This window comes from Fictibacillus sp. b24 (assembly GCF_030348825.1).
Lineage (GTDB): Bacteria > Bacillota > Bacilli > Bacillales > Fictibacillaceae > Fictibacillus.
On sequence record NZ_JAUCES010000005.1, the window covers coordinates 1,773,687 to 1,797,866 of the forward strand.

At 39.6% G+C, this 24,180-nt stretch carries 24 protein-coding genes and 1 other RNA gene; 22 read left to right on the top strand and 3 right to left on the bottom strand.

Annotated elements, in window-relative coordinates:
• The first annotated feature begins 100 nt into the window (after positions 1-100).
• The 8 genes from QUF49_RS09200 to QUF49_RS09235 all read left to right on the top strand — a co-directional run bounded on the left by QUF49_RS09200 (position 101) and on the right by QUF49_RS09235 (position 5,666).
• Positions 101-736 (top strand): phosphatase PAP2 family protein, encoded by a 636-nt coding sequence (locus QUF49_RS09200; RefSeq protein ID WP_289495368.1) that lies wholly within the window; start codon positions 101-103, stop codon positions 734-736.
• Positions 737-801: 65 nt separating this feature from the next.
• Positions 802-990 carry a hypothetical protein gene (locus tag QUF49_RS09205; RefSeq protein WP_289495369.1) on the top strand — a complete coding sequence of 63 codons (189 nt, stop codon included), beginning with the start codon at positions 802-804 and terminating at the stop codon, positions 988-990.
• A gap of 130 nt (positions 991-1,120) precedes the next feature.
• A complete protein-coding gene (locus tag QUF49_RS09210; protein WP_066395381.1) occupies positions 1,121-1,309 on the top strand; it encodes an alpha/beta-type small acid-soluble spore protein in 189 nt (62 codons plus the stop codon).
• Positions 1,310-1,462: 153 nt separating this feature from the next.
• A complete protein-coding gene (locus tag QUF49_RS09215; RefSeq protein ID WP_289495370.1) occupies positions 1,463-2,245 on the top strand; it encodes a metalloregulator ArsR/SmtB family transcription factor in 783 nt (260 codons plus the stop codon).
• 11 nt (positions 2,246-2,256) lie between these two features.
• Positions 2,257-2,697, top strand: coding sequence for an SRPBCC family protein (locus QUF49_RS09220; protein ID WP_289495371.1), 441 nt, complete (start codon positions 2,257-2,259; stop codon positions 2,695-2,697).
• Positions 2,698-2,816: 119 nt separating this feature from the next.
• Entirely contained in the window at positions 2,817-3,665 is an 849-nt protein-coding gene (gene kynA / locus QUF49_RS09225; RefSeq protein ID WP_289495372.1) for a tryptophan 2,3-dioxygenase, read from the top strand.
• 92 nt (positions 3,666-3,757) lie between these two features.
• Entirely contained in the window at positions 3,758-4,561 is an 804-nt protein-coding gene (gene mutM / locus QUF49_RS09230; RefSeq protein ID WP_289495373.1) for a DNA-formamidopyrimidine glycosylase, read from the top strand.
• Between the two features lie 289 nt (positions 4,562-4,850).
• A complete protein-coding gene (locus QUF49_RS09235) occupies positions 4,851-5,666 on the top strand; it encodes a hypothetical protein (RefSeq protein WP_289495374.1) in 816 nt (271 codons plus the stop codon).
• 1 nt (position 5,667) lies between these two features.
• Here QUF49_RS09235 and QUF49_RS09240 read toward each other — a convergent pair whose 3' ends face one another.
• Positions 5,668-6,720, bottom strand: a complete 1,053-nt coding sequence (locus QUF49_RS09240) for a glycosyltransferase family 61 protein (protein ID WP_289495375.1) — start codon at positions 6,718-6,720, stop codon at positions 5,668-5,670.
• Between the two features lie 223 nt (positions 6,721-6,943).
• Here QUF49_RS09240 and QUF49_RS09245 point away from each other — a divergent pair, with 223 nt between their 5' ends.
• The 11 genes from QUF49_RS09245 to parC all read left to right on the top strand — a co-directional run bounded on the left by QUF49_RS09245 (position 6,944) and on the right by parC (position 20,797).
• Complete coding sequence (locus tag QUF49_RS09245; RefSeq protein WP_289495376.1) at positions 6,944-9,226, top strand: DEAD/DEAH box helicase; 2,283 nt, start codon at positions 6,944-6,946, stop codon at positions 9,224-9,226.
• The gene (locus QUF49_RS09250; RefSeq protein ID WP_289495377.1) at positions 9,210-10,475 is read left to right on the top strand and encodes a ribonuclease H-like domain-containing protein; all 1,266 of its coding nucleotides are present in this window, start codon (positions 9,210-9,212) and stop codon (positions 10,473-10,475) included. Before QUF49_RS09245 ends, QUF49_RS09250 begins: the two co-directional genes overlap by 17 nt.
• A gap of 411 nt (positions 10,476-10,886) precedes the next feature.
• Complete coding sequence (locus QUF49_RS09255; protein ID WP_289495378.1) at positions 10,887-11,447, top strand: DUF1273 domain-containing protein; 561 nt, start codon at positions 10,887-10,889, stop codon at positions 11,445-11,447.
• Between the two features lie 83 nt (positions 11,448-11,530).
• Positions 11,531-11,845 (top strand): cell division regulator GpsB, encoded by a 315-nt coding sequence (gpsB, locus tag QUF49_RS09260; protein WP_289495379.1) that lies wholly within the window; start codon positions 11,531-11,533, stop codon positions 11,843-11,845.
• 75 nt (positions 11,846-11,920) lie between these two features.
• An RNA gene (gene rnpB, locus QUF49_RS09265) (RNase P RNA component class B) lies at positions 11,921-12,330 on the top strand.
• Between the two features lie 137 nt (positions 12,331-12,467).
• Positions 12,468-13,616, top strand: a complete 1,149-nt coding sequence (locus QUF49_RS09270; protein ID WP_289495380.1) for a THUMP domain-containing class I SAM-dependent RNA methyltransferase — start codon at positions 12,468-12,470, stop codon at positions 13,614-13,616.
• A gap of 237 nt (positions 13,617-13,853) precedes the next feature.
• Complete coding sequence (locus QUF49_RS09275) at positions 13,854-14,033, top strand: hypothetical protein (protein WP_289495381.1); 180 nt, start codon at positions 13,854-13,856, stop codon at positions 14,031-14,033.
• A 93-nt stretch (positions 14,034-14,126) separates the two neighbouring features.
• A complete protein-coding gene (locus QUF49_RS09280; RefSeq protein ID WP_289495382.1) occupies positions 14,127-15,647 on the top strand; it encodes a carboxypeptidase M32 in 1,521 nt (506 codons plus the stop codon).
• Positions 15,648-15,766: 119 nt separating this feature from the next.
• The gene (locus QUF49_RS09285; RefSeq protein WP_289495383.1) at positions 15,767-16,174 is read left to right on the top strand and encodes a CoA-binding protein; all 408 of its coding nucleotides are present in this window, start codon (positions 15,767-15,769) and stop codon (positions 16,172-16,174) included.
• 224 nt (positions 16,175-16,398) lie between these two features.
• Positions 16,399-18,339: a DNA topoisomerase IV subunit B gene (gene parE, locus QUF49_RS09290; RefSeq protein WP_394603909.1), complete on the top strand. Its 1,941-nt coding sequence runs from the start codon at positions 16,399-16,401 to the stop codon at positions 18,337-18,339.
• 13 nt (positions 18,340-18,352) lie between these two features.
• Positions 18,353-20,797, top strand: coding sequence for a DNA topoisomerase IV subunit A (parC, locus tag QUF49_RS09295; protein WP_289495385.1), 2,445 nt, complete (start codon positions 18,353-18,355; stop codon positions 20,795-20,797).
• On the opposite strand, the gene QUF49_RS09300 is transcribed toward parC, so the two are convergent.
• Positions 20,686-20,952, bottom strand: coding sequence for a hypothetical protein (locus QUF49_RS09300; protein WP_289495386.1), 267 nt, complete (start codon positions 20,950-20,952; stop codon positions 20,686-20,688). The two genes, parC and QUF49_RS09300, sit on opposite strands and share 112 nt — an antisense overlap.
• 107 nt (positions 20,953-21,059) lie before the next feature.
• On the opposite strand from QUF49_RS09300, the gene QUF49_RS09305 reads away from it, so the two are divergent.
• From QUF49_RS09305 to QUF49_RS09315, 3 genes are all read left to right on the top strand, one after another.
• Positions 21,060-21,566 carry a metal-dependent hydrolase gene (locus tag QUF49_RS09305; protein WP_289495387.1) on the top strand — a complete coding sequence of 169 codons (507 nt, stop codon included), beginning with the start codon at positions 21,060-21,062 and terminating at the stop codon, positions 21,564-21,566.
• Between the two features lie 84 nt (positions 21,567-21,650).
• Positions 21,651-22,166: a type 1 glutamine amidotransferase domain-containing protein gene (locus QUF49_RS09310; RefSeq protein WP_425590458.1), complete on the top strand. Its 516-nt coding sequence runs from the start codon at positions 21,651-21,653 to the stop codon at positions 22,164-22,166.
• A gap of 119 nt (positions 22,167-22,285) precedes the next feature.
• Positions 22,286-23,104, top strand: a complete 819-nt coding sequence (locus QUF49_RS09315) for an EcsC family protein (RefSeq protein ID WP_289495388.1) — start codon at positions 22,286-22,288, stop codon at positions 23,102-23,104.
• Positions 23,105-23,257: 153 nt separating this feature from the next.
• Here QUF49_RS09315 and QUF49_RS09320 read toward each other — a convergent pair whose 3' ends face one another.
• A complete protein-coding gene (locus QUF49_RS09320; RefSeq protein WP_289495389.1) occupies positions 23,258-24,091 on the bottom strand; it encodes a YitT family protein in 834 nt (277 codons plus the stop codon).
• Positions 24,092-24,180: the final 89 nt, after the last annotated feature.

The following is a 24,180-nucleotide window of genomic DNA, read 5'->3' on the forward strand; positions in this document are numbered from 1 at the left end:
ACTTGCTTTGTTCTTAGAAAGGTTGAAAAGGACATGTTTCATTGGATTTTATTCCTATTAGTGGATGTTTTAACGTAAAATAATTGGAGGGGGAGTGAACATGAAAAAAAGTTACATAGTCCTGAGTTTGTGTGTGTTGATTTTTGTTAGTTTTGCGTTTTATGAATCCAGTTTAGTAAAATCATTTGATTTAACTGTTAGAAAATTTATTTTAGGCTTGAGATCGGAATGGTTAAATGAAATTGTAGTAGCCTTCACGCATATAGGAGACGCGAAAGTGCTCGCGGGACTCTGTCTACTAGGCGCGATCGTTCTTATCATAATGAAACAATGGCGAAACAGCTTTTTGCTGTTTGGAAGTATCGTTGTTTCTTATGGACTTAACTTGCTAGTAAAAAACATGATCGAGCGGGAGCGTCCGATGGATTTGCGTTTGATGGAGGAAGATGGTTACAGTTTTCCAAGCGGGAACGCCATGGTAGGAATAACGTTTTATTTATTTGCAGCAGTTCTTATTTATCAACGATACCAAAAGCGTTGGATCCTTTGGACTGGAGTGCTTCTTCCATTCTTCTTGGGTGTAAGCCGCGTGTATGTAGGAGTCCATTATCCATCTGATATATTGGCAGGCTTTGCATTTGGCATATTTCTTGTATTCTGTTTCAGCAAGCTAACTGCTAAACCAATTGAACATCGAGACAGCGTTAACAGAAACAACACAAATACCGCTCTATAACTTAACAATACTTGTCCTTTTTTGGTATAATAAAATGTAATTGTTTACCGAAAGGGTGCAAAGAGATGCTGCCAATTGTGTTTCCTGAAAACAAACTTGAGTATATTCCGGCTTTTATAACGCTTGCGATTTTTACGATTTTTGCGTGGAGAACGGTTGTCTTTTTTAAGAAACATTCTGCAAAAGAGTTAAAGAGAGCACAATTAATAGAAGAAGATTTGTTGAGCAAAGAGCTGAAAAACAAGGACTTATGACGAGTTCTTGTTTTTTTTTTGAAAAAAATTTATATTTCTATGAATAGGTTTTCAAAATTAACCCATACTACCTTTAACGGAAAACAAAAAAGTTTTTCGTACATATTATCTCCCAAAGGAGGGAAATCGCATGGCACGTAACAACAGCAACCAAATCGTGGTTCCTGGAGCACAAGGAGCTCTTGACGCAATGAAGCAAGAGATCGCTGCTGAGTTCGGAGTACATCTTGGACCAGACACAACTTCTCGTGCAAACGGATCTGTAGGTGGCGAAATCACTAAGCGTCTTGTAGCACAAGCGCTAGGCGGACTTCGTTAATCAGTAACCTCCTTGTAAGAAAAACCCGGAATTCGTTCCGGGTTTTATTTTTTTATAGACAACTCTAACTATACATGTTACTTTTAAGTCACATGTTAAATATGTTACCTTTTAGTCACATTTATAATTGAAAGTAGGTGAAACATCTAGCCAATGGTTAATGAAGATTTAGTTGAGGTATTTAAAGCATTATCTCATCCTATCCGCATTGGTATTTTGGATCATTTAAAAAGCCAGCCTTTAACGACGGGTGAACTAAGTGAGAAATATGATGTTTCTAGGTATGCCATCATGAAGCACTTAGGGGTATTGGTTGACGTAAATCTCGTTCTAGTCCGCCGGAAAGGTAGGCTGCGAGTAAATTACTTGAATGTTATTCCACTTCAAGAGCTGTATAGTAGGTGGGTTAGTAAATATGAGGCGATGCATGCAAATTCACTCCTTACAATCAAAAAATTAGTAGAAGAAAAGGAAGGAAATAAAATGGAACAAACAAAAGAAATCAAGATCGACTCATTTCAAATCGAGCAAGATATTGTGTTACATGGAAAGGTAGAAACAGTATTTAAAGCATTAACAGAGGACATAGGCAGCTGGTGGCATTTTAGAGTAGGAGATAAGGGTGCACAGTTAATTTTCGAACCTCAACTAGGTGGGCGTTTTTATGAAGACTGGGGAAATGGTGAAGGAGCACTTTGGGGGACTGTTACGTATTTCAAAAGAAACGATGAGATTCGATTGAATGGCTTATTAGGAATGAGTGGCGCCGTTAATAGTTCGTATTCTTACAAACTAATTGAAGACGGTGATAAGACCATTCTGCAACTTTCTCACCAAGCAGTCGGAATTCTTGAACCACATTGGGAAGAAGCGCATCGTCACGGTTGGAACGAACTGCTGCAAGAGAATTTGAAAAAATTCATTGAGCAAAAGTAGGAGTCTTAACTATGGTTGATGTAAAAACAGAGATATCCATTAATCGCCCTAAAGATGTAGTAGCTCAATATGCAACTGATCCAGATCATGCACCTGAATGGTACGATAACATCCATACAGTAGAATGGGTCACTGAGAAACCTATGCAATTAGGTTCGAAAATAGCATTTATCGCCTTTTTCCTTGGAAGAAAATTAGAATATGTCTATGAAATAGTAGAACATGCTCCTGAACAGAAACTAGTGATGAGAACAGCGAACGGGCCTTTTCCAATGGAGACCACTTATACTTGGAACACGGAAAAGGAAGGGGTAACCCGAATGACGTTGCGCAACAAAGGTGTTCCAACCGGATTTTCAGCATTGGTTACTCCCTTTATGTCGTTTATGATGAAGAAAGCAAACAAAAAAGATTTATTAAAGATTAAGCAGATACTCGAACAGAACATATAGGATGAAAGGCTGTGTAGGTGCACAGTCTTTTTTCTGTAGAATTATAAAAAGTCTTCCAAAAAATCATGTATAATGAAAGCGATACCAAACAAGTTACTCATCCGGGGGAGTGGATTAGAATGACAGAACAGAAAAAATTAGACAGCAAAGAAACAGAAAAAGGAATTCACACGGATTTTATTAATCAAATGACGTATGGAGAATATCTGAACCTTGATAAAATTTTATCCGGTCAGAACAGGCTTTCCGGTCATCACGATGAAATGTTGTTTATCATTATCCACCAAGTTTCTGAATTATGGATGAAACTTATTCTGCACGAAACACGATCAGCAATTTCTTCTATCGAAAGCGGGAACCTTCATTCTGCTTTTAAAATGCTCGCACGTGTTTCAAAGATTCAATCTCAGATCATCGAATCGTGGGATGTACTCTCAACGTTAACACCAGCAGAATACATGGAGTTCCGTGATAAGCTTGGACAAGCATCAGGCTTTCAATCCTATCAATATCGAATGATTGAATTTGCTCTTGGATATAAAACTCCACATATCTTGGAGATCTATAAAAAAGATGCAGACCTTCACGAACAACTAACAGCAGCTCTTCATACACCAAGTTTGTATGATGTATCAATCCAGGCGTTAGCAAAAGCAGGTCTTCACATTGATGAAGAAGTTCTTAACCGCGATGTTACAAAACGCTACGAGTATAACAGCTCAGTAGAAGCAGCATGGCTTGAAGTGTACCGAAACGTAGAGAAGTATTGGGATCTTTATGAATTGGCAGAAAAGCTCGTAGATATTGAAGACTGGCTGCAGCAGTGGCGATTCCGCCACATGAAAACCGTAGAACGCATCATCGGCTTTAAAGTGGGAACAGGTGGATCATCAGGCGTGAACTATTTAAAGAAAGTATTAGATCAACGTTTCTTTCCAGAGCTTTGGGATCTGCGTACAAGTATATAATTTTTAGAGGATGGCTCTTAGTGGCTGTCCTTTTTGTTTAAATAAAATAAGAAACCGGCTTAATACTAATGAAAGGATAAGGAGTTGAAAGTATGCCGGAACTGCCAGAGATGGAGACGTATCGAGAATTTTTGAGTCACAATATCTTACATAAGCCAATAACGAACGTAGAGATTAATAGAGAAAAATCGATCAACCAATCAGCTCAAAGCTTTACTGATGCCATTCTAGGGAAGAACATCACCTCTATAAAAAGAAGAGCGAAACACTTAATCTTCGAGTTAAGCTCAGGAAATTATCTGCTGCTTCATCTTATGCTTGGTGGTTTGATGTTTCTTGGGAACACAAACAATAGCCCTGATCGAACGAAACAAATCCTTCTTTCTTTTGGAGAATTGCAGCTCAATTTTATAGGATTGCGATTAGGTTATCTACATTTATTAAGTAAGGAAGAATTGGACGAGAAACTTCAAGACCTAGGCCCAGAACCATTACAGTTAAATATAAATGACTTTGAAAAACGCATACAAACTAAAAGAGGATCATTAAAACCTTTATTGGTAGATCAAAAGTTCATTGCAGGAATTGGAAACTGTTATTCGGACGAAATTTGTTTTCAGGCAAAACTAGGTCCGTTTCGAAAAGCAAGCGACCTGTCAGTAACAGAAATCAAACAGTTATTTGAATCTATGGAACCGGTTCTTACAAGAGCTATTAAATACGGTGGTTATATGGATTTTCCAATGTATGAAGGAGACATAAAGACAGGAGGTTATAACAACAACACACTCGTATATGAAAGGGAAGGTGAAACGTGTAATCGCTGTGGTGCTGAGATCAAAAGAGCAGAAAGTACTACGCACAAATCCTTTCATTGCCCAAATTGCCAAACATAAAGAAATCTTAGACAGCATTCACAGAGGCTGTCTTTTTTGCAGGTCACCTTTTTGTTCTTGCTTTTAAAGATACCTATTAATTAAATCATGTCGAGAGTTGTAAGTTTTCTACTATTTCATTACGAACAAATATTCTATTGCTGACAGAAAAGTTAGGTTTAAGAAGTGTAAGCTAACTTGTGTATTTTGGTATTCAGTCTTCGTTAATTACTTGATATAAGCCATGCATGTCTCTCATACCTTATAGTAATAGTCAAAATTGGATATTTCGTGTGAGGAGGGCTCTAAAGTGGGTAATGGAAGTAGAAAGAATCTTATTCTCGCAGTTGTTACAGATTATGATTGGGATAAAATGGGAGTGTTTTTTTTGTCTCTTGAACAAACCGGCTACACAGGTGAGGTTACATTATTTATAGAAAATATTAATCAAGAAACTCAAGAAATGATAAAAAAATTAAATATTGCAGTTAATTTAATTCCTATTCAGCGTGTGGGGCTAGAATATATTTTTGCAATAAATGATTATCGTTATTATCTATATTATAAATTCATGGTAGAAAATGAAAGTAATTATAAAGACGTTTTATTAACTGATATCCGAGATGTATTTTTCCAATCCGATCCTTTTAAAGAAGATTGGAAGCGTGATTCCATTACAGTTGCTAAGGAATGCTGCGAGATATCCAAAGAAATCTATAATACGAGATGGATATTAACAAAATTTGGATATCATATTTATAATTCCTTACAAAATAAAACTATTCTATGTTCAGGTACTACATATGGTCCGTCTAAACAAATAATCAAATATTTGAAAGAAATGAATGCCGCATTGTTTTATAATGGATATTTTTCATTATCTGATCAAGCAGTGCACAACTATATAGTTTATAGTGAAAAAATAAAACCAGTATCATTCTCAGACAATAAAACCGGCCCAATTATGACAGTAGCTTTGGAAGATGAAAATAATTTAGTGATTAACGAAAAGGACCAGATCCTACTCATGAATGGGAAAGTTGCATCAATCGTGCATCAGTATGATCGGAAATCTTCTTTAGCAAACATGATAAGTACTCGGTATGGAGCTAATTTTTCAAGATAGGTTATTCTTTTTCTAGTTCATGAATAAGTGCAGAGCTATCAATCGACATGTCATCAAAACCGGACCAAAAACTATTTGGATTTTCTCTATTTCCTAAAATAAATCGATAGTCTAAATTCATTAGCTTGCTGATTAACCAATAGTGCGGTTCGATATAACTAGGTGTAAATAATTCAATTACCGTCGTTCCTGGATCGCAAAAAACAAGGTTTGCCAACCCCGCACCATGGGGAGCAACAACTATACTTGCGGAATAAAAAACTTCAATCTGTTCTTGTATCGGCATCGATTCGAGGAATATGCTATTAAAACCGTACTTATCCAAAACAGATAGTATCTCTCTTTCATTAGTAACCTTTCTTCTATTCTTACGTCTAATATAAATCCGTTCATACTTCTGCTTTTTTTCTACCCTAAACTTAGATAAAAGCAAATCTCTAACATATTTGCACGACCAAGCATTTGGCAAATTCACATAAGAGGGGACAACTAAATTTTTAGCTTTAATATGGAACTTTTCATGCGGGACTAAAATTCGGTCATTGGTGATTCCACATGCCCTAAGCGTTTCAAGCTGAAAAGGGAGTGAACGGTGATTAATTATATATTTATCGATCTTAATGTTGCTTTGTTCAATTAAATGAATACGTGCCAAATTTTCAAGCAACCAATGAAAATAGTTATAGCCTGCGGGATGATTTAGCATTGCTACGGTCTCATCAATTAGGGTCATAGGAGGCAAAGATTTTTCTTTAAAAATGGAGTGCTGTTCGGGTGGAGTCATCCATTCAACAGAGAGGTCGTATAGAAGTTTATTGTCTGGTGAGATGACTGCTCTGTCAGACAAAACTCGTCCACCTGGTAAACTCGCTACAAAGGCTTTATTGCTGTATTCAGGTTTTCCTTCAATTATTTTATATTCTTCTACTCTTCCAACAGCTGGATTTTTTAATTCCGGGTAAATTTTATATAAACGTTCTTGGTTCCCCGTAATACCTATCCAATCAAGTGTTGAAAAGTAGAAATCCTTTGGTGGCAGTAATTCGTCTTTCATTGTCCATTCACCTGCAGCTTCATTTTGTTATTGTATTGTATGTGAGATTTTGATATGTGATTGTACTTTTTTGCAGTTTACTGCTTCTGGCTGTTCATCTGCGGTAAACTGAGAAGAAATCATCCAACAAAAAAAGGTAAACTTTTTTGGACTTGATCATATGATTAAGTCCCTGTTTCATTACGAACAAATATTCGTTAAAATAGATAATGAGGTGGTAGACATGTTTCGAAAAAAATCCATCCAGCAAGTCATGGATGTTTTACGTGAACCTGATATATCAAAACAAATTGTGCACTGGAAGACGATCGAGCCAAAAAAAGCGGTTTCGGTTCCACTGCCAGACTCTTTGCATATAAACATTCAATCTGCTCTTCAAAAAAGAGGGATTTCTTCACTATATATTCATCAGTTATCGGCGTATGAAGCGGCGCTAAGAAAAGAAAGCTTTGTAGCGGTAACACCAACGGCTTCAGGGAAAACGCTTTGCTACAACTTGCCAGTGCTGCAAGAGGTAGCAAACAATCCTGAATCTCGTGCTCTATATCTTTTTCCTACAAAAGCTCTAGCTCAAGATCAAAAATCAGAGATGAATGAACTGATCGATGAGATGGAACTAGATATTAAGAGTTATACGTATGATGGCGATACACCAGCAAATATCCGCCAAGTGGTGAGAAAAGCGGGGAACATCGTCATGACGAATCCTGATATGCTTCATGCTGCTGTTCTACCGCATCATACGAAATGGGTCTCTTTATTTGAGAACTTAAAATATGTCGTTGTAGATGAGCTGCATACATATCGAGGTGTGTTCGGAAGCCATGTGGCAAATGTAATCCGGCGATTAAAACGCATCTGCAAGTTTTACGGAAGCGATCCGATCTTCATCTGCACCTCTGCAACCATAGCGAATCCAAAAGAGTTAGCAGAACAGCTTACAGGAAACCCAATGACACTGATCAATAACAATGGTGCCCCAGCTGGACGTAAGCATTTTCTGTTTTATAATCCTCCAGTCGTAAACAAACCGCTTAACGTAAGGCGAAGTGCAACACTGGAAGCCAGAAATCTCGCCAAACTGTTTTTAGAAAACCACATACAAACGATTGTATTTGCGCGAAGCCGTGTAAGAGTTGAGATTCTGCTTACTTATTTACAAGAGCTCGTGAAAAAGGAGTTTGGCACGAAGTCGATTCAAGGCTACCGTGGAGGCTATCTGCCTAAACAGCGGCGAGCCATTGAAAAAGGACTTCGAAACGGAGAGGTTATGGGTGTCGTTTCGACTAATGCATTGGAACTTGGTGTCGATATCGGTCAGCTTCATGCATGCATTTTGACTGGCTATCCAGGTTCGATTGCAAGTGCGTGGCAACAGGCTGGACGAGCAGGACGCCGTCAGGATGAAAGTGTGGTCATAATGGTAGCATCATCATCACCACTAGACCAGTATGTTATACAAAACCCGGATTACTTCTTTGAACGTTCACCAGAATCGGCTCGAATGAATCCAGACAACTTAATTATTTTAGTAGATCATCTGAAATGTGCTGCTTATGAACTGCCATTTCAAGAAAACGATAAATTTGGCAATCAAGAGATACAGGATGTTTTAGAGTTTCTAGTGGATGAACAAGTCCTTCATAAACGCGGAAAGCATTTTTATTGGATGAACGATTCGTTCCCAGCTCATAACATCTCACTGCGTTCAGCATCCCAGGAAAACGTCGTCATCATAGATCAAACGAATGTCGCTGATGTAAAAGTAATCGGTGAGATGGACCGGTTTAGTTCGATGACCCTTCTTCATGAAGAAGCCATCTATCTCCATCAAGGTACACAATATCAAGTCGAAAAACTCGATTATGAAGAGAAGAAAGCATTTGTTCGTGAAGTGGACGTAGACTATTTTACTGATGCAAATCTTGCTGTTTCATTAAACGTGCTGGAAGTGGACAAAGAAACAAAAAACGAACAAAATGCTAAAGCCTACGGCGATGTTATGGTCGTCGCTAAAGCGACAATCTTTAAAAAAATTAAATTCGAAACTCATGATAACATTGGATCTGGACCGATTCATCTGCCTGAAGAGGAACTTCATACTTCCGCAACGTGGTTAACGTTCCAAAATGAAGACTTGAGTGAAGAAAAGCTAGAAGCGGGTCTACTGGGGATTGCACACGTGCTGCGCCACGTTGCACCATTATTTGTTATGTGCGATGCAAATGACTTACACGTGGTTCCACAAGTGAAAGCCGTTCATAATCAGCTGCCAACGATCTTTATCTATGATCGTTATCCAGGCGGTATCGGACTAAGTGAAAAAGTGTATGGCTCGTGGGATACGGTACTTGAACAAGCACTTGCCATGATAAAACGCTGTCCATGCGAAAACGGCTGCCCGTCTTGTACAGGTACGCTGGAAGAAGGAAATAACAGCAAAGAGCTTGCTGTGAAACTGATATCTCAAATTAAAGGAGCGGCACATCATGTCGATTCAAAATAAATTGAACCGGCTAAAAAAGCATATGGTTAACCCTGTTTCGACACCACCTCTTCAAACAAAAACGACAACTGAGACTCCAAAAGATCCTGCAATTGATCATGCAGAATATTGGGAGAAGTTTGGAGCCGAACCTTACTTTTTTGAAGACGATTATTGCATCATTCGAAAAGTGCAATATCCGCTCGATCAAGTTTGGGGGCGCTATCCGTTTTCTGACGTGAAGAATGCAGTGGCACAGTGGCAGGAAGTAAATGCGCATCATCCCCTCAACGCTAAAGGTCTGGACGTCTCTGAACTGTTATTTTTCGATACAGAGACAACCGGTTTAAGCGGTGGAGCGGGAAATACGATCTTTATGCTCGGAATGAGCCAAATAAAAGAAGATCACGTTTTGGTTCATCAGTTTTTCTTGCCGGGACCAGGGTCTGAAGTGGCACTTTATCATTACTTTTTAAATCATGTAAAGAAATTGCGAAACCTTGTGACATATAACGGAAAATCGTTTGATTGGCCACAAGTAAAAACACGTCATACGCTAATCAGAGATTATGTTCCGTCATTGCCTGAGTTCGGCCACTTTGATCTGCTGCATGGTGCAAGAAGGCTTTGGAAAGAGACGCTTCCTGCAGTAAAGCTTTCGGTTGTTGAAAAAGAGATTTTAGGCGTAAATCGGATACACGACACTCCTGGATTTTTAGCTCCAATGCTTTATTTTCAATATTGCAACGAAGGAGATCCGTCGCTCTTAGAAGGTGTTTTTCAGCATAATGAGTGGGATGTATTATCGTTAATTACACTCTTTACACATATGTCTGGCGTTGTGACAGGGAATAGTTTCCGGACAGAGAAGGAAACGTATGAAGCGGCTCGATGGTTTGAATCATTAAATGAAATAGAATTTGCTTCATCCCTTTACGATGAAGTCCTTCAAACGGGAACTTCACTGCAATCTCAATCAAAAAAATCGCTTGCTGCTCTATATAAAAAGCAGAACAAAATAGAGATTTCTGTTCAATACTGGCTTGAATTGCTTCAGGAAAATGAGCTGGATGAAGAGCCTGCAGTTGAGCTTTCTAAATATTATGAGCACGTACAAAAAGATTATGAAAAAGCGCTCCATTTTGCAGTTGCCGCATATACCGTCTGGAAGGGTAAAAAAAGATTAACAAAGAGGAAAGAAGAGCAGGAAAAACGGGCTTTTGCAAAAAGGATCGAACGATTAGAACAACGCATCATCCAATATTCGTAAAAATTCGTCAAATTTATGAATAAGTTCAAAATATCTCTTCTCAATTGCCTTTGTTTTTTGTAGAATAAGAGAGGACATGAAAATGTTTTTGAAAAAATAAATTTCCCCTCTTTTTATTCCCCGGGTAAGCGCAAAATACGCCATGAAACCTCATATTTCTACGTGGTTTTCGTCAATATTCTGTGTTGTTCGATTGTTTTCGCAAAATAACCCAAAAAGTAAAGAGGGAAATGATATATTTTAAGCTATGGAGAGATGGTACGTGAAGCAGTGGATTGTCGTTCTATTTTTTGTTGTAGTCGGTTTAACGCTCATGATTGGCAATGAAATCAGTCATTCAACACAAAACTTTTAATGAAAAGCCCGGCTATGAATGAAGCCGGGTGTTTTCATTAATAGGGGGTTTATTAAATGCTTCAAACGTTACTCATAAGCGGTTACAAAGCCCATGAGCTAGGCATCTTTAGTGATAAGCATGAAGGGGTATACTACATAAAGAAAGCACTACAGAATAGAATCGTTTCTTTACTTGATGAAGGATTAGAATGGGTCATCATCAGCGGCCAGCCTGGTGTGGAAATGTGGGCTGCAGAAGTGGTGTTTGAGCTGCAGCTGGAGTACGCTGATTTGAAGCTTGCCGTTTTAACACCATTTTTAGAGCAAGAAGCACGCTGGAAAGAAAATGTACAAGAAAAATATCACGAAATTTTAGCTCAGGCAGATTTTGTGGATTCTGTAAGCCGGAAGCCTTATGAGTCGCCTGGCCAGCTGCGTGTGAAGAATCAGTTTCTGGTGCAGAAAAGCGATGCTATTCTTCTTCTTTACGACGAAGAAAAGGATGGTTCGCCGAAGTATTATCTAGATGCAGCCAAACAAAAGCAGGAAATGGACAATTCGTACGAAATATTTTATATTACTCCTTATGACTTGGATGTTCTTGTTCAAGAAGAACAATATAATCGCAATGAATAAGTAAGAGTAAAGTAGAAAGAAATTGACATTTAGGTCAGGTAATGAAAAAATAAATCTTAGAATCTTTGTGTGAGGTGATTCACATGAGTGAACAGCGTTTTCATTTAACGGCGAAAGAAATATTGGAAAAAGACTTTAAACAAGGCTTTCGTGGCTATGATCAAGACGAAGTAGACAAATTCTTAGATCTTATCATTAAGGATTATGAAAACTTCCAAAAAGAGTACGATGCGGTTGTCCAAGAAAACAATCGACTGCGCAGAGATGCTCAAAATTCTTCTGATCATCAGCAGACACGCAGAATGCCTGCAGTAACTTCAAGTACGACGAACTCCGATATTCTTCAGCGTTTGTCTAACTTGGAAAAACATGTTTTTGGCAGCAAATTATACGATTGATTCCAGTTATTATCCATTTGTTTTTATGAGTTTTGCATGCTATAATGAATCTTGCTTTTAAAAACTAAATCAATAACGTTCGGGTAATCGCTGGACTAGATTTTCTAGTTTAGAGGAAAGTCCATGCTCGCACGGATCTGAGATGACCGTAATGATCGTGCCTGGCCAAAAAATAAGCCAGGGTATCTTGGTTTGCTCTTTTTGAGCTTACTGGGTTAACGGCAGGGAACGCACCTAAGTCCATTGGATATGGTGTTAATACCTTGAAAGTGCCACAGTGACGTAGTCCCGATGGAAACTGAGGGAGTGGAACGAGGTAAACCCCACGAGCGAGAAACCCAAATTATGGTAGGGGAGTTTCCCACTTCGGAATTGAACGAATGGGAGAACAAAAAGCTAAGGCTTTTTGTAGATAGATGATTACCACCGGTGTACGAGGCTACCAGCCGTTTGCAGTACTAAGGAACAGAACATGGCTTACAGAACGTTATTGGTACCTAAATTAAAGCTGAATGAGGGCCCCGTTTACCGGGGCTTTTTCTATTTTACATAAAAAAGAGTCTGGAATTAAGGGTATACTGTTAACAACACTAAATGCAAGAGAAGTAAGGAGTTTTATGATATGGCACAATTACGACTGCTCGCGACAGCTGCTATGGGATTAGAGGCCCTTGTAGCAAATGAAGTGCGCGCACTAGGTTTTGAAAACGTAAAAGTTGAAAATGGAAAAGTGTATTTTGATGGTGATGAGAAAACACTCGTAAAAGCTAATCTATGGCTGCGTACAGCTGACCGCGTTAAACTTGTAGTAGGTGAATTTACAGCAGAAACATTTGATGAATTGTTCGAAAAAACAAAAGCACTTCCATGGGCTGAATTTATCCCGGAGGATGGAGAATTCCCTGTAATTGGAAGATCGGTAAAATCAAAACTTTTCTCCGTATCTGACTGTCAGGCGATTGTAAAGAAAGCAGTAGTCGATAACTTAAAAACGGCTTACAACCGTAAAACATGGTTTCCCGAAGACGGTGCATTGTATCGGATTGAAGTTGCAATCCATAAAGATATCGCAACTTTAACGCTTGATACGAGTGGTACAGGTCTTCATAAGCGTGGTTACCGTGAACTGCATAGTGGTGCGCCGATTAAAGAAACGATGGCAGCAGCGCTTATCATGCTGACAAACTGGACACCAGACAAACCTTTCGCTGATCCTTTCTGTGGATCTGGAACACTTCCTATAGAGGCAGCGATGATCGGGCAAAACATCGCGCCTGGATTAAATCGGGAATTTGCTTCTGAAAAATGGAACTGGATCGATAAAAAGGTTTGGTATGAGGCAGTAGGAGAAGCTCAAGACGTTGCAAAATACGATTTGCCTCTTGAGATTCAAGGATCGGATATTGATCATAAGATGATTGAACTGTCCAAGAACAATGCAAACGAAGCCGGGTTTGAAGATTTTATCACGTTTAAACAGATGCAAGTGCGTGATTTTACTACACGAAAAGAGTACGGTTGCCTTGTGACGAACCCACCTTATGGAGAGCGATTAGGTGAGAGAGATGAAGTAGCACAGATGTACCGTGATCTTGGGCATGCGATGAAACCATATGACACGTGGAGTGTATATGTGATTACTTCAAACGAAAAGTTTGAAGAATACTACGGCCGTTCAGCAACAAAGAAACGCAAATTGTACAACGGTGATCTGAAGACGGATTACTACCAATACTTCGGGAAGAGACCACCTAGACAGCAGCAATCGTAGATTCGTGGAATGCTGCAATAAATTCATAATAAATTACAGGCTGGCTCATACAGAGCTGGCCTGTTTTACTATTTATTCCTCAATCCACCTAATAATTTCACGTACCGTACAAGTTTTATTAATTCTATTATCAAACATCCAAAAATAAAGTACCAATATGCGATAAAAGGCTCAGTTTAATATACATAACGACCTGTAAATACTATGCCTAACGAATAAACAAAGGCAGGTAATACTATGTACACACAATACAGTCATTTAGACAGCATTAAAAAGGCATTTCACAGCCTTCAGCCACATCTAGCCGATTATCATAAAGAGGAAATACAAAATGTGCTTCATCAATCAATTGGACACATAAACAATATCGACCCATCATTTGCGACATATGCTGAAATGTTTAAGGAAGATTTTTAGAAAAAATAAAATCGACCAGCAGGACTTTTTTATTGTGTCACGAAATCTTATAACGGTATGTTTTTAATGAAACCGTGAAGGGATGGAAATGAAATGACACAAACTAAATTAACTGTTGAAAAAGAATTCTTAGATTATGTAAAAAAAATGGTGCATGTAAACGAAGCGATCGGTCTTATGTATTGGGATCTTCGTACGGGGGCTCCTAAAAAAGGTGTAGAACAACGCTCTGAAGTAATCGGAACATTATCATCCGATGTATTTGCTATGTCTACGTCTGAGGAAATGAAAAATTATATCGAAGAACTTTCAAAGCCAGAAGTTCAGGATTCGTTGTCTGACGTTACGAAAAAGACGTTAGAAGAAGTGAAAAAGGATTACGAGCGAAATGCGAAGATTCCTCCAGCTGAATTTAAAGAATATGTGATTTTACAATCAAAAGCTGAAACAGTCTGGGAAGAAGCAAAGAATAATTCGGATTTCTCCTTATTCCAGCCTTACTTAGAAAAGCTAGTTGAATTCAACAAGAAGTTTATTGAGTATTGGGGCTATGAAGGCAACAAATACAACACGCTTTTAGATATGTATGAGCCAGGCGTAACAGTTGAGATCTTAGATGAGACGTTCACTAAGCTGCGTGACCGTATCGTGCCTCTTCTTCAAAAAGTTACAGAAGCAGGTCAGCCTGATACGAAGTTCTTGTTCGAACATTTCCCAAAAGATAAGCAAAAAGAATTCAGTATGCATGTTCTAAAAGACATGGGCTATGATTTCGATTCTGGCCGTTTGGATGAAACGGTTCATCCGTTTGCGATCGGTTTAAATCCTGGGGATGTACGTGTAACAACAAAGTATATGGAGAACGACTTCCGTACGGCCGTTTTCGGAACGATCCATGAAGGCGGACATGCACTTTATGAGCAAAATATTTCTGAAGAGCTTGTAGGAACTCCTCTTGCAACGGGTACATCGATGGGAATTCATGAGTCTCAATCTCTGTTCTGGGAAAACTTTGTTGGCCGTCACTTTGGTTTCTGGAAGAATCATTACGCTATGTTAAAGAGCGTTTCTGGTGCACAGTTCAACGGAGTAGAGCTTGAAGATTTCTATCGTTCAATCAACGTGGTTGAGCCATCACTTATCCGTATTGAAGCAGATGAAATGACATATCCGCTGCATGTTATCGTTCGTTATGAAATTGAAAAAGGTCTGTTTAACGATGAAATTGAAGTGAAAGACCTACCGCGTATCTGGAACGAAAAAATGCAAGAATATATTGGTGTCACTCCGAAAAACGATGCGGAAGGTGTGCTTCAGGACGTTCACTGGTCAGGCGGAAGTTTCGGTTACTTCCCGTCTTACGCTTTAGGCTACATTTATGCGGCACAGCTTAAAAATGCGATGCTGAACGCCATTCCTGACTTCGACGCACTTGTGGAGTCTGGTAACCTTCTGCCGATTAAAGAATGGTTAACGAAGAATGTGCATCAGTATGGGAAGATGAAGAAGCCGATTGAAATCCTAAAAGATGTAACAGGTGAAGGATTGAATCCAGATCATCTAATCGCTTATTTTGAGAAAAAGTACAGTGATATTTACCGCTTAAACGGATAATTTTCCATAAGCCGGCGGCTCTCGAAACGAACTCGAGAATGCCGGCTTTTTCATGAAAATGTTTCATTTGTACGAATTTTGTCTAAAACTATATAAAAAGATATTAGGAGGAAGAAAAAATGGGAGCTTCAACGACACAAGATATCCAGAACCTGTTAAAATTAAGAAAACGTATTGCTGTAGTCGGTTTATCCGATCAGCCGTTTCGTACTTCCTATATGGTCTCAGAATACATGCAGAATGCTGGCTATGAGATCATTCCCGTGAATCCTAATGTCACTGAGGTTTTAGGGCAAAAAGCATATGCTACTCTTGAGGATATTGAGGGACATGTTGATATTGTCAACGTGTTCAGACGCAGTGAATTCCTCCCAGAGGTTGCCCGTTCAGCAGTAAAAATAAAAGCAGGTTTTTTCTGGGCACAGCTTGGTTTATACAGCGCTGAAGCAGAAGAGATTTTGCAAAGTGCGACGATTCCTTATATTATGGATAAGTGCATTAAAGTGGAACATGCTATGATACGGTAGTAATGAACCACCCGCAATCATACGGGTGGTTTTCCCATGCTTAACTACATTGTCACTTTTTATAAGCAATATTCTTTTTTAGGCTAAAGGTTTTCGGTCGATATACCGAGAAATAAGAGGAGAATATACAGACAACAGTAGTATAGAAACAAACGTTCTGCTATTATAGTAGTACTGCAGCAACGTGAAAGGAGCAACACATTTTGGCAAGTAATAAGTCATTTATGGAATATAACGATGATGCCATACAGGTGCTTGAAGGTTTAGAAGCCGTTCGAAAGCGTCCTGGTATGTATATTGGAAGTACGGATGCCAGAGGTTTGCATCACCTCGTTTATGAAATTGTAGATAACGCCGTTGATGAAGCTTTAGGCGGATTCGGTGATTACATACATGTGAAAATTCACAAAGATAATAGTGTTTCGGTATCAGACGATGGCCGCGGAATGCCTACTGGTATGCATAAGCTCGGAAAACCAACACCAGAGATTATTTTTACCGTCCTTCACGCTGGAGGTAAGTTCGGACAAGGCGGATACAAGACATCTGGAGGACTTCACGGAGTAGGTGCTTCTGTTGTAAATGCTCTATCAGAATGGCTTGAAGTAACCATCCATCGTGATGGTAAGACATATCGCCAGCGTTTTGAGAATGGCGGTAAGCCCGTTACAACTCTAGAAGTGATCGGAAACACACGCAAGTCTGGAACGACCGTCCATTTCAAACCAGATCGTACGATGTTTTCCACGATCAACTATAACTATGAAACATTAAGCGAACGTCTTAGAGAAGCAGCATTCTTGTTAAAAGGCATCAAGATTGTGCTTGAAGATGCCCGTAACGGTGAAAAAGATGAGTTTCAATTTGATACAGGTCTAGAAGCATTCGTAAAATATTTGAACGAAGATAAAGATTCTCTGCACTCTGTCGTAAGTTTTGAAGGAACACAAAACGAGATTGAAGTTGATTTTGCGTTTCAATACAATGATGGCTATGCAGAAAACGTACTGTCTTTCGTAAACAACGTTCGTACAAAAGACGGTGGAACGCATGAATCTGGTGCAAAAACAGCAATTACAAGAAGCATTAACGAATATGCCCGTAAAACGAACATGTTGAAAGAGAAAGATAAGAACCTAGATGGATCTGATATTCGTGAAGGGTTAACGGCGGTAGTTTCCGTACGCATTCCTGAAGAATTTCTTCAGTTTGAAGGTCAGACGAAGAGTAAGTTAGGTACGAGTGAAGCCCGATCTAGCGTTGATGCGGTTGTAGCTGGAAAGCTCGCTTATTTTCTTGAGGAGAATCCTGCAATAAGTGAAATGCTCATCCGTAAAAGTATTAAAGCCGCACAAGCTCGTGAAGCAGCTCGTAAGGCTCGTGAAGACGCGCGTAACGGTAAGAAGAACAAGCGTAAAGATTCGATGTTAAGCGGTAAATTAACTCCAGCTACATCTAAGAATCCTGAGCGTAATGAATTGTACCTGGTAGAGGGTGACTCTGCGGGCGGTTCAGCAAAACAAGGACGAGACCGTAAATTCCAAGCGATTTTGCCGCTTCGTGGAAAAGTAATCAACACGGAAAAAGCAAAGCTTGCAGATATTTTTAAAAATGAAGAAATCAACACAATCATTCATGCGATCGGTGCTGGAGTCGGCTCTGATTTTACATTGAAAGATGTGAACTACGATAAAATTGTCATCATGACCGATGCGGATACAGATGGCGCGCACATTCAGGTTCTTCTTTTAACGTTCTTCTATCGTTACATGAAGCCGCTTATTGAAGAAGGAAAAGTGTTTATCGCACTTCCTCCTCTATACAAAGTGAGCAAAGGAACTGGAAAGAAAGAAGTCATTGAGTATGCATGGGATGAGGACGAGCTAAGAGAAGCACAGAAAAAGATCGGAAAAGGCTACATCATTCAACGCTACAAAGGTCTAGGCGAGATGAACGCCGACCAGCTATGGGAAACAACGATGGATCCTGACACACGTACGCTGATCCGTGTACGTATAGATGACGCTGCCCGTGCCGAAAAACGTGTATCTGTCTTAATGGGAGATAAAGTTGAACCACGCCGTAAGTGGATTGAAGAACATGTGGCGTTCGGCATAAACGAAGAAACGAACATACTAGATAACGAGAACTTGTCAGCATTCTGAGGAGGTTTAAAGATTGTCACTGCTTGAGAAATTTAGAGAGCTGCCGTTAGAAGACGTAATCGGCGACCGCTTCGGAAGATACAGTAAATACATCATTCAGGAGCGTGCATTACCTGATGCAAGAGACGGCCTGAAACCCGTTCAGCGCCGTATTTTATACGCGATGTTCGCAGAAGGAAACACGAACGAAAAACCATATAGAAAATCGGCAAAGACGGTCGGTAACGTAATCGGTAACTATCACCCGCACGGTGATTCTTCCGTTTATGAAGCGATGGTCCGTATGAGTCAGGACTGGAAAGTAAGAAACGTCCTGATTCAAATGCACGGAAACAATGGTAGTATCGACGGAGATCCAGCAGCAGCGATGCGTTATACAGAAGCAAGGCTTTCTGCGATCGCGTCTGAACTATTGCGTGATATCGATAAAGAGACTGTAGAATTCGCACCAAACTTTGATGATACAACAGAAGAACCAGTTGTGTTGCCAAGCCGTTACCCGAACCTTCTTGTAAATGGTTCAACGGGTATCTCTGCTGGTTATGCAACAGATATTCCGCCACATCATCTAGGTGAAGTAATTGATGCCGTTACGATGCAGATCGATAACCCTGATGTTTCTCTAGATGAATTAATGACGGTTATTAAAGGTCCTGATTTCCCGACAGGCGGAATCGTACAAGGACTTGACGGAATCAAAAAAGCGTTTGAATCCGGAAAAGGCCGCTTTGTCATTCGTGCAAAGACGGAGATTGAAAGCTTAAAAGGCGGTCGCCAGCAGATTGTTATCACAGAAGTACCATTTGAAGTGAACAAAGCGAACCTCGTTAAACGTATGGACGAGCTGCGTTTAGATAAAAAGGTAGATGGTATCGCTGAGATTCGTGATGAGACGGATCGTACTGGATTACGAATCGTAATTGAGCTTCGGAAAGACGGTAACGCAGAAGGAATTTTAAACTTTTTCTTCAAGAATACCGATCTTCAAGTCTCTTACAACTACAACATGGTTGCGATTCATAACAAAACACCGAAGCTAATGGGATTAAAAGCCATTCTTCATTCTTATATTCAGCATCAAAAAGAAGTGGTTACACGCCGTACTGCTTATGATCTGAGAAAAGCAGAAGAACGTTCACACATCGTTGAAGGTTTGATCAAAGCCATTTCAATTCTAGACGAAGTGATTGAAACCATCCGTGCTTCTAAAGATAAGCGAAACGCAAAAGACAACATTATCGAAAAGTTTCAGTTCACAGAACCACAAGCTGAAGCAATCGTTACGTTACAGCTTTATCGTTTAACGAATACGGATATTACGACGCTTCAATCTGAAGCAGAAGAACTGGCTAAAAAGATTACGTATCTTCGTTCAATTTTAGATAGTGAGAAGAAATTATATAATGTGATTAAAAAAGAGCTGTCTGAGGTACAGAAAAAGTATGCAGATCCTCGCCGCACGGTGATCGAAGCAGAAATTGAAGAGATTAAAATCGACATGGAAGTGATGATTCCTTCTGAAGACGTAATGGTGACCGTTACGGAAGATGGGTATGTTAAGCGTTCAAGCGTTCGTTCTTACAGTGCATCAAACGGCGAACCACCAGGCATGAAGGATACGGATTCACTGCTCATGGCGTCACAGCTGAACACGACAGAAACGCTTCTCATGTTCACGAACAAAGGAAATTACATCTATCTGCCAGTATACGAGATGCCTGAGATCCGCTGGAAGGACATGGGGCAGCATTTAGCGAGTCTTGTTGGCCTGGATAAAGATGAGAAGTTGATTAAAGCGTACCCGATCAAAGATTTTGCAGAAGACCAATACCTCATCTTCTTTACAAAGCAGGGTATGGCGAAGAAAACAGAACTCAAGGCTTACAAAGCATCACGCTACAACCGTCCACTGATGGCAGTTAAGCTAAAAGCGGAAGATGAAGTAGTAGACGTTTCGTTAACGAACGGAAAACAGGATGTCTTTATTACCACTCATTTTGGGTTAGGGTTATGGTTTGCAGAAGAAGAAATTTCCATCGTCGGCCAAAGGGCATCTGGCGTAAAAGGAATCAATTTAAAAGCTGGTGACCATGTGGTAAGCGGATTTGCGCTTCCAGAAGATCCAGAGAAAGCGCAAGTGATTATTGCCACTCAGCGCGGCGCATTGAAAAAGATGAAGGTTTCGGAGTTTGATAAAACATCACGCGCAAAACGAGGGCTTGTGATGGTCAGAGAATTAAAATCAAACCCACATCGCATCGTAGGTATGAAGCTTGTATCTGAAGATGAAACACATTTTGTGCTAGAGACGAAATCAGGAAAAGAAGAAACCATTTCAGCTTTAAACTACAAACCAGCTGATCGATATAACAATGGTTCGTTTGTTGTGGATACTGGTGAGACAGGTCTGATCACTCGAATCAAGTTGTTGGTTTCAACTGAACAAACAAAAGAGTAGCGTATGCTGCTCTTTTTCTTCTTTTTTAATTGCTCTTGAAAGGTGTTGATTTCCGTTCCAGGTGCTCGCTTTCCGCGGGGCAGGCGGTGAGCCACATTCGTACGTTTCACTCTTAAGTGTCTCACCTGCCCGCCTGTCCCGCAGGAGTCTCTCACCTTCCACTCCTATCAACTTGCTAATGATGAGAATATAAAAGCAAAAAGCAACAAACTTTAGATTAGGTATTATGGAAAAACAACTAGAGAAATGAGAGATACATAACATGAAAAGCAACACACATCTAATTGGGGGAGTGGCAGCAGGTGCGATTTATAAAGTCGTAACAGATCTGCCGCCTAATTCCATTCAGCATGAACTGACCTTTTTTGGAGCAGCTGTTCTGGGGAGTTTGCTGCCAGATCTTTGTCATCCAGGTTCGTATTTAGGAAAGAAGACTAGCTTTCTATCAAAAACAATATCAAAAACGTTTGGTCACCGGACCATTACGCACAGCTGGATTATGATTCTACTCCTGATGATGCTACCTAAATGGATTGATTGGCGTTATGAAGATAGCTTAAGCATGGGCCTTGTCGTTGGGGTGATCTCGCATTTGATACTGGATGCCGCGACTTCAAGAGGTATACAGCTTCTATACCCCCTCCCTATTCGATTTCGTTTTCCTCTATATACAAAAACAGGATCGAAAACAGAAACGAATATTGCATCCATTATTAGTTTAATAGCCGCTGTTCTCATGGTTCATCTCTATATCGTTTCATTATTTTAAGACGTGAACTTAAAAAAGGGTTTACTTTCCTTCCTCAATGGTAATACAACAATTGTATACACAAAAACGAGGAGTGGTTAAATAATGGCTAGAATTGCAACGGTATTAGCAAACATGTTTGAAGATGTAGAATACACGGAACCCGCAAAAGCGTTTCGAGAAGCTGGCCATGAGGTAACCGTGATCGGCTCAGAAAAAGGAGCTACACTCGAAGGCAAGCAAAAAGAAGCACAAGTGACAACAAATGCTGCCATTTCAGAAGTATCACCAGATGACTTTGATGCTCTATTCATTCCAGGTGGATTTTCACCAGATATTTTAAGAGGCGACGATAAGTTTGTTCAGTTCACGAAGCATTTTGCGGATGAAGGCAAGCCGGTGCTCGCGATCTGTCATGGGCCACAGTTGTTGATTTCTGCCGAAGTATTAAACGGAAGACATATCACAGGTTACAAATCCATTCACGTGGATCTGAAAAACGCAGGGGCAACAGTGAAGGATGAAGAAGTTGTAGTATGTGGGGGCAACTTAGTCACAAGCCGTCAACCTGACGATATTCCAGCGTTTATACGAGAGTCACTAAAAGTATTGAAACAATAAAAAGCCGAACGCAACAAACCGCTTAGGAGTTCTTCCTAGGCGGTTTTTCAATGAAATGAAACTTATGTTAATTGGTAATCGTAAATAGGTGTAAGAAAATAAAGAATGGATGGACTGACATGGAGACAAAAGAATATTTGTTACGTGAACTAAAAGAAATTGAGAAGTGGGAAAAGGATCAAAAAGGTCTCTGGTTTTGGGAGCGTATAACACGCTTGCCATTTAAGCTGCTCGATAAAGTAACACCAAAATTTATTCAAACCAAGATCGGTACACTGCTTGATGAAATTGGTGGCTACATACAAAATGGCGGACAATACCTATCAAACAAAAAATCCGTTTATCAGTTTTTCGAAAAGAAGACAGGCCGTCCGATTAACGAGTTATCAGATCTTCAAGACGTTCCAGTTGAAGAAATGAAGAAAGTTTCATTAGAATTGGCAGACAAAAGAAAAGGTGCAGCAACGCTTCAAGGAGCAAGTACAGGAATCGGAGGCATATTCACACTTGCCATAGATATTCCCGCTATCCTCGCTATCTCTTTAAAAACACTTCAAGAAATTGCGATTATACATGGATACGATCCCAATGATAAACAAGAGAGAGTATATATTTTAAAATGTTTGCAATTCTCAACGTCAGATTATGTTGGCAAAGAGGCAATCTTAAATGAACTTTCTGAGATAAGTGAAAAAGACGATGAAAAGTCACGAGAAGTCATTTCTCAAATACAAGGATGGAGAGAAGTAACATTAACCTTTACCGAATCATTCGGTTGGAAAAAGCTGTTTCAGATGGTTCCGGTAGCTGGCATTATATTCGGTGCGTTTGCGAACCGTTCAATGATCAGTGATCTTTCTGAAACAGGAACGATGCTTTATCAAAAGAGAAGGATTATGGAGAGGTTGGGGAGTGTTTCAAACTCTACTAATGATTAAATATAAAGTAGAACATACCTTGACAGAGTAGAGGTCAGAGGACATCATAAACAGTAAGTATGCATTTGTAGCATAGCAAAAGGGTCGATTCAAAATGAATCGACCCTTTAACTACTTTTCGTATATTGTTATTATCATTTCTTCAAGTTCATCTTACGTCTTAGGAAATGTAAAACCTTCCCCAAACACATCTCTTACATCGTGGACAACGACAAACGCTTTTTCATCAACACGTTGGATCATTTTCTTTAACAAAAATAGCTCCTGTTTATTGATTACTACATAAAGGATATCTTTTGCTTCATTCGAGTAATGGCCTTTTGCATTAATAATGGTAACTCCGCGATCCATCTCATCGCTTACTTTTTGAGCGATTTCTACCGTGCTTTCAGAAATAATCGTGACAGCTTTTCTCGTATCGAAACCATCAATTAAGTAATCAAGAATTTTTGTACTAATATAAATGGATATTCCAGTGTACATCGTATTTTCAATCCCTATGACAAACGAAGATCCAATTACGACAAGAATATCAAAAACAAACATAGATGTACTAACACCCCAGCCGAAATGCTGATTCAGCATCCGGGCAACAATGGTCGAACCTCCTGTTGTACCGCCTGAACGCAGCACTAGCCCTAATCCAATCCCGATGAAAACACCTGCAAAAACAGTTCCGAGCATAATGTCTACGGGGTTACCCATGCCTTCTGTTAAATGCATAAAGAGGGAGGTAAAGAAGATGGCAATCATCGTATACCAGGTCACTCTTTTATTTAAAACTTTATAACCAATAGCTAAAAGTAAACCGTTCATGATAAAGTTTGTCAGACCTGGTGACCAGCCTAATAAGTAATAAAGGGTCATTGAGATACCTGTAACGCCACCTTCACCTAATTCGTTTGGGATGGCAAACCAATTTACGCCAAGTGCAAAAAACAGGGATCCTATAATGATTAGTGTAATCTCTTTTCCTGTATGGTTCATATTATCACTCCGTTCTACCTGAATACGTAGGATAATATATCATAGGGAAATACTTCGAACAAGATTGTTCTACAATATTGTTCGATAAA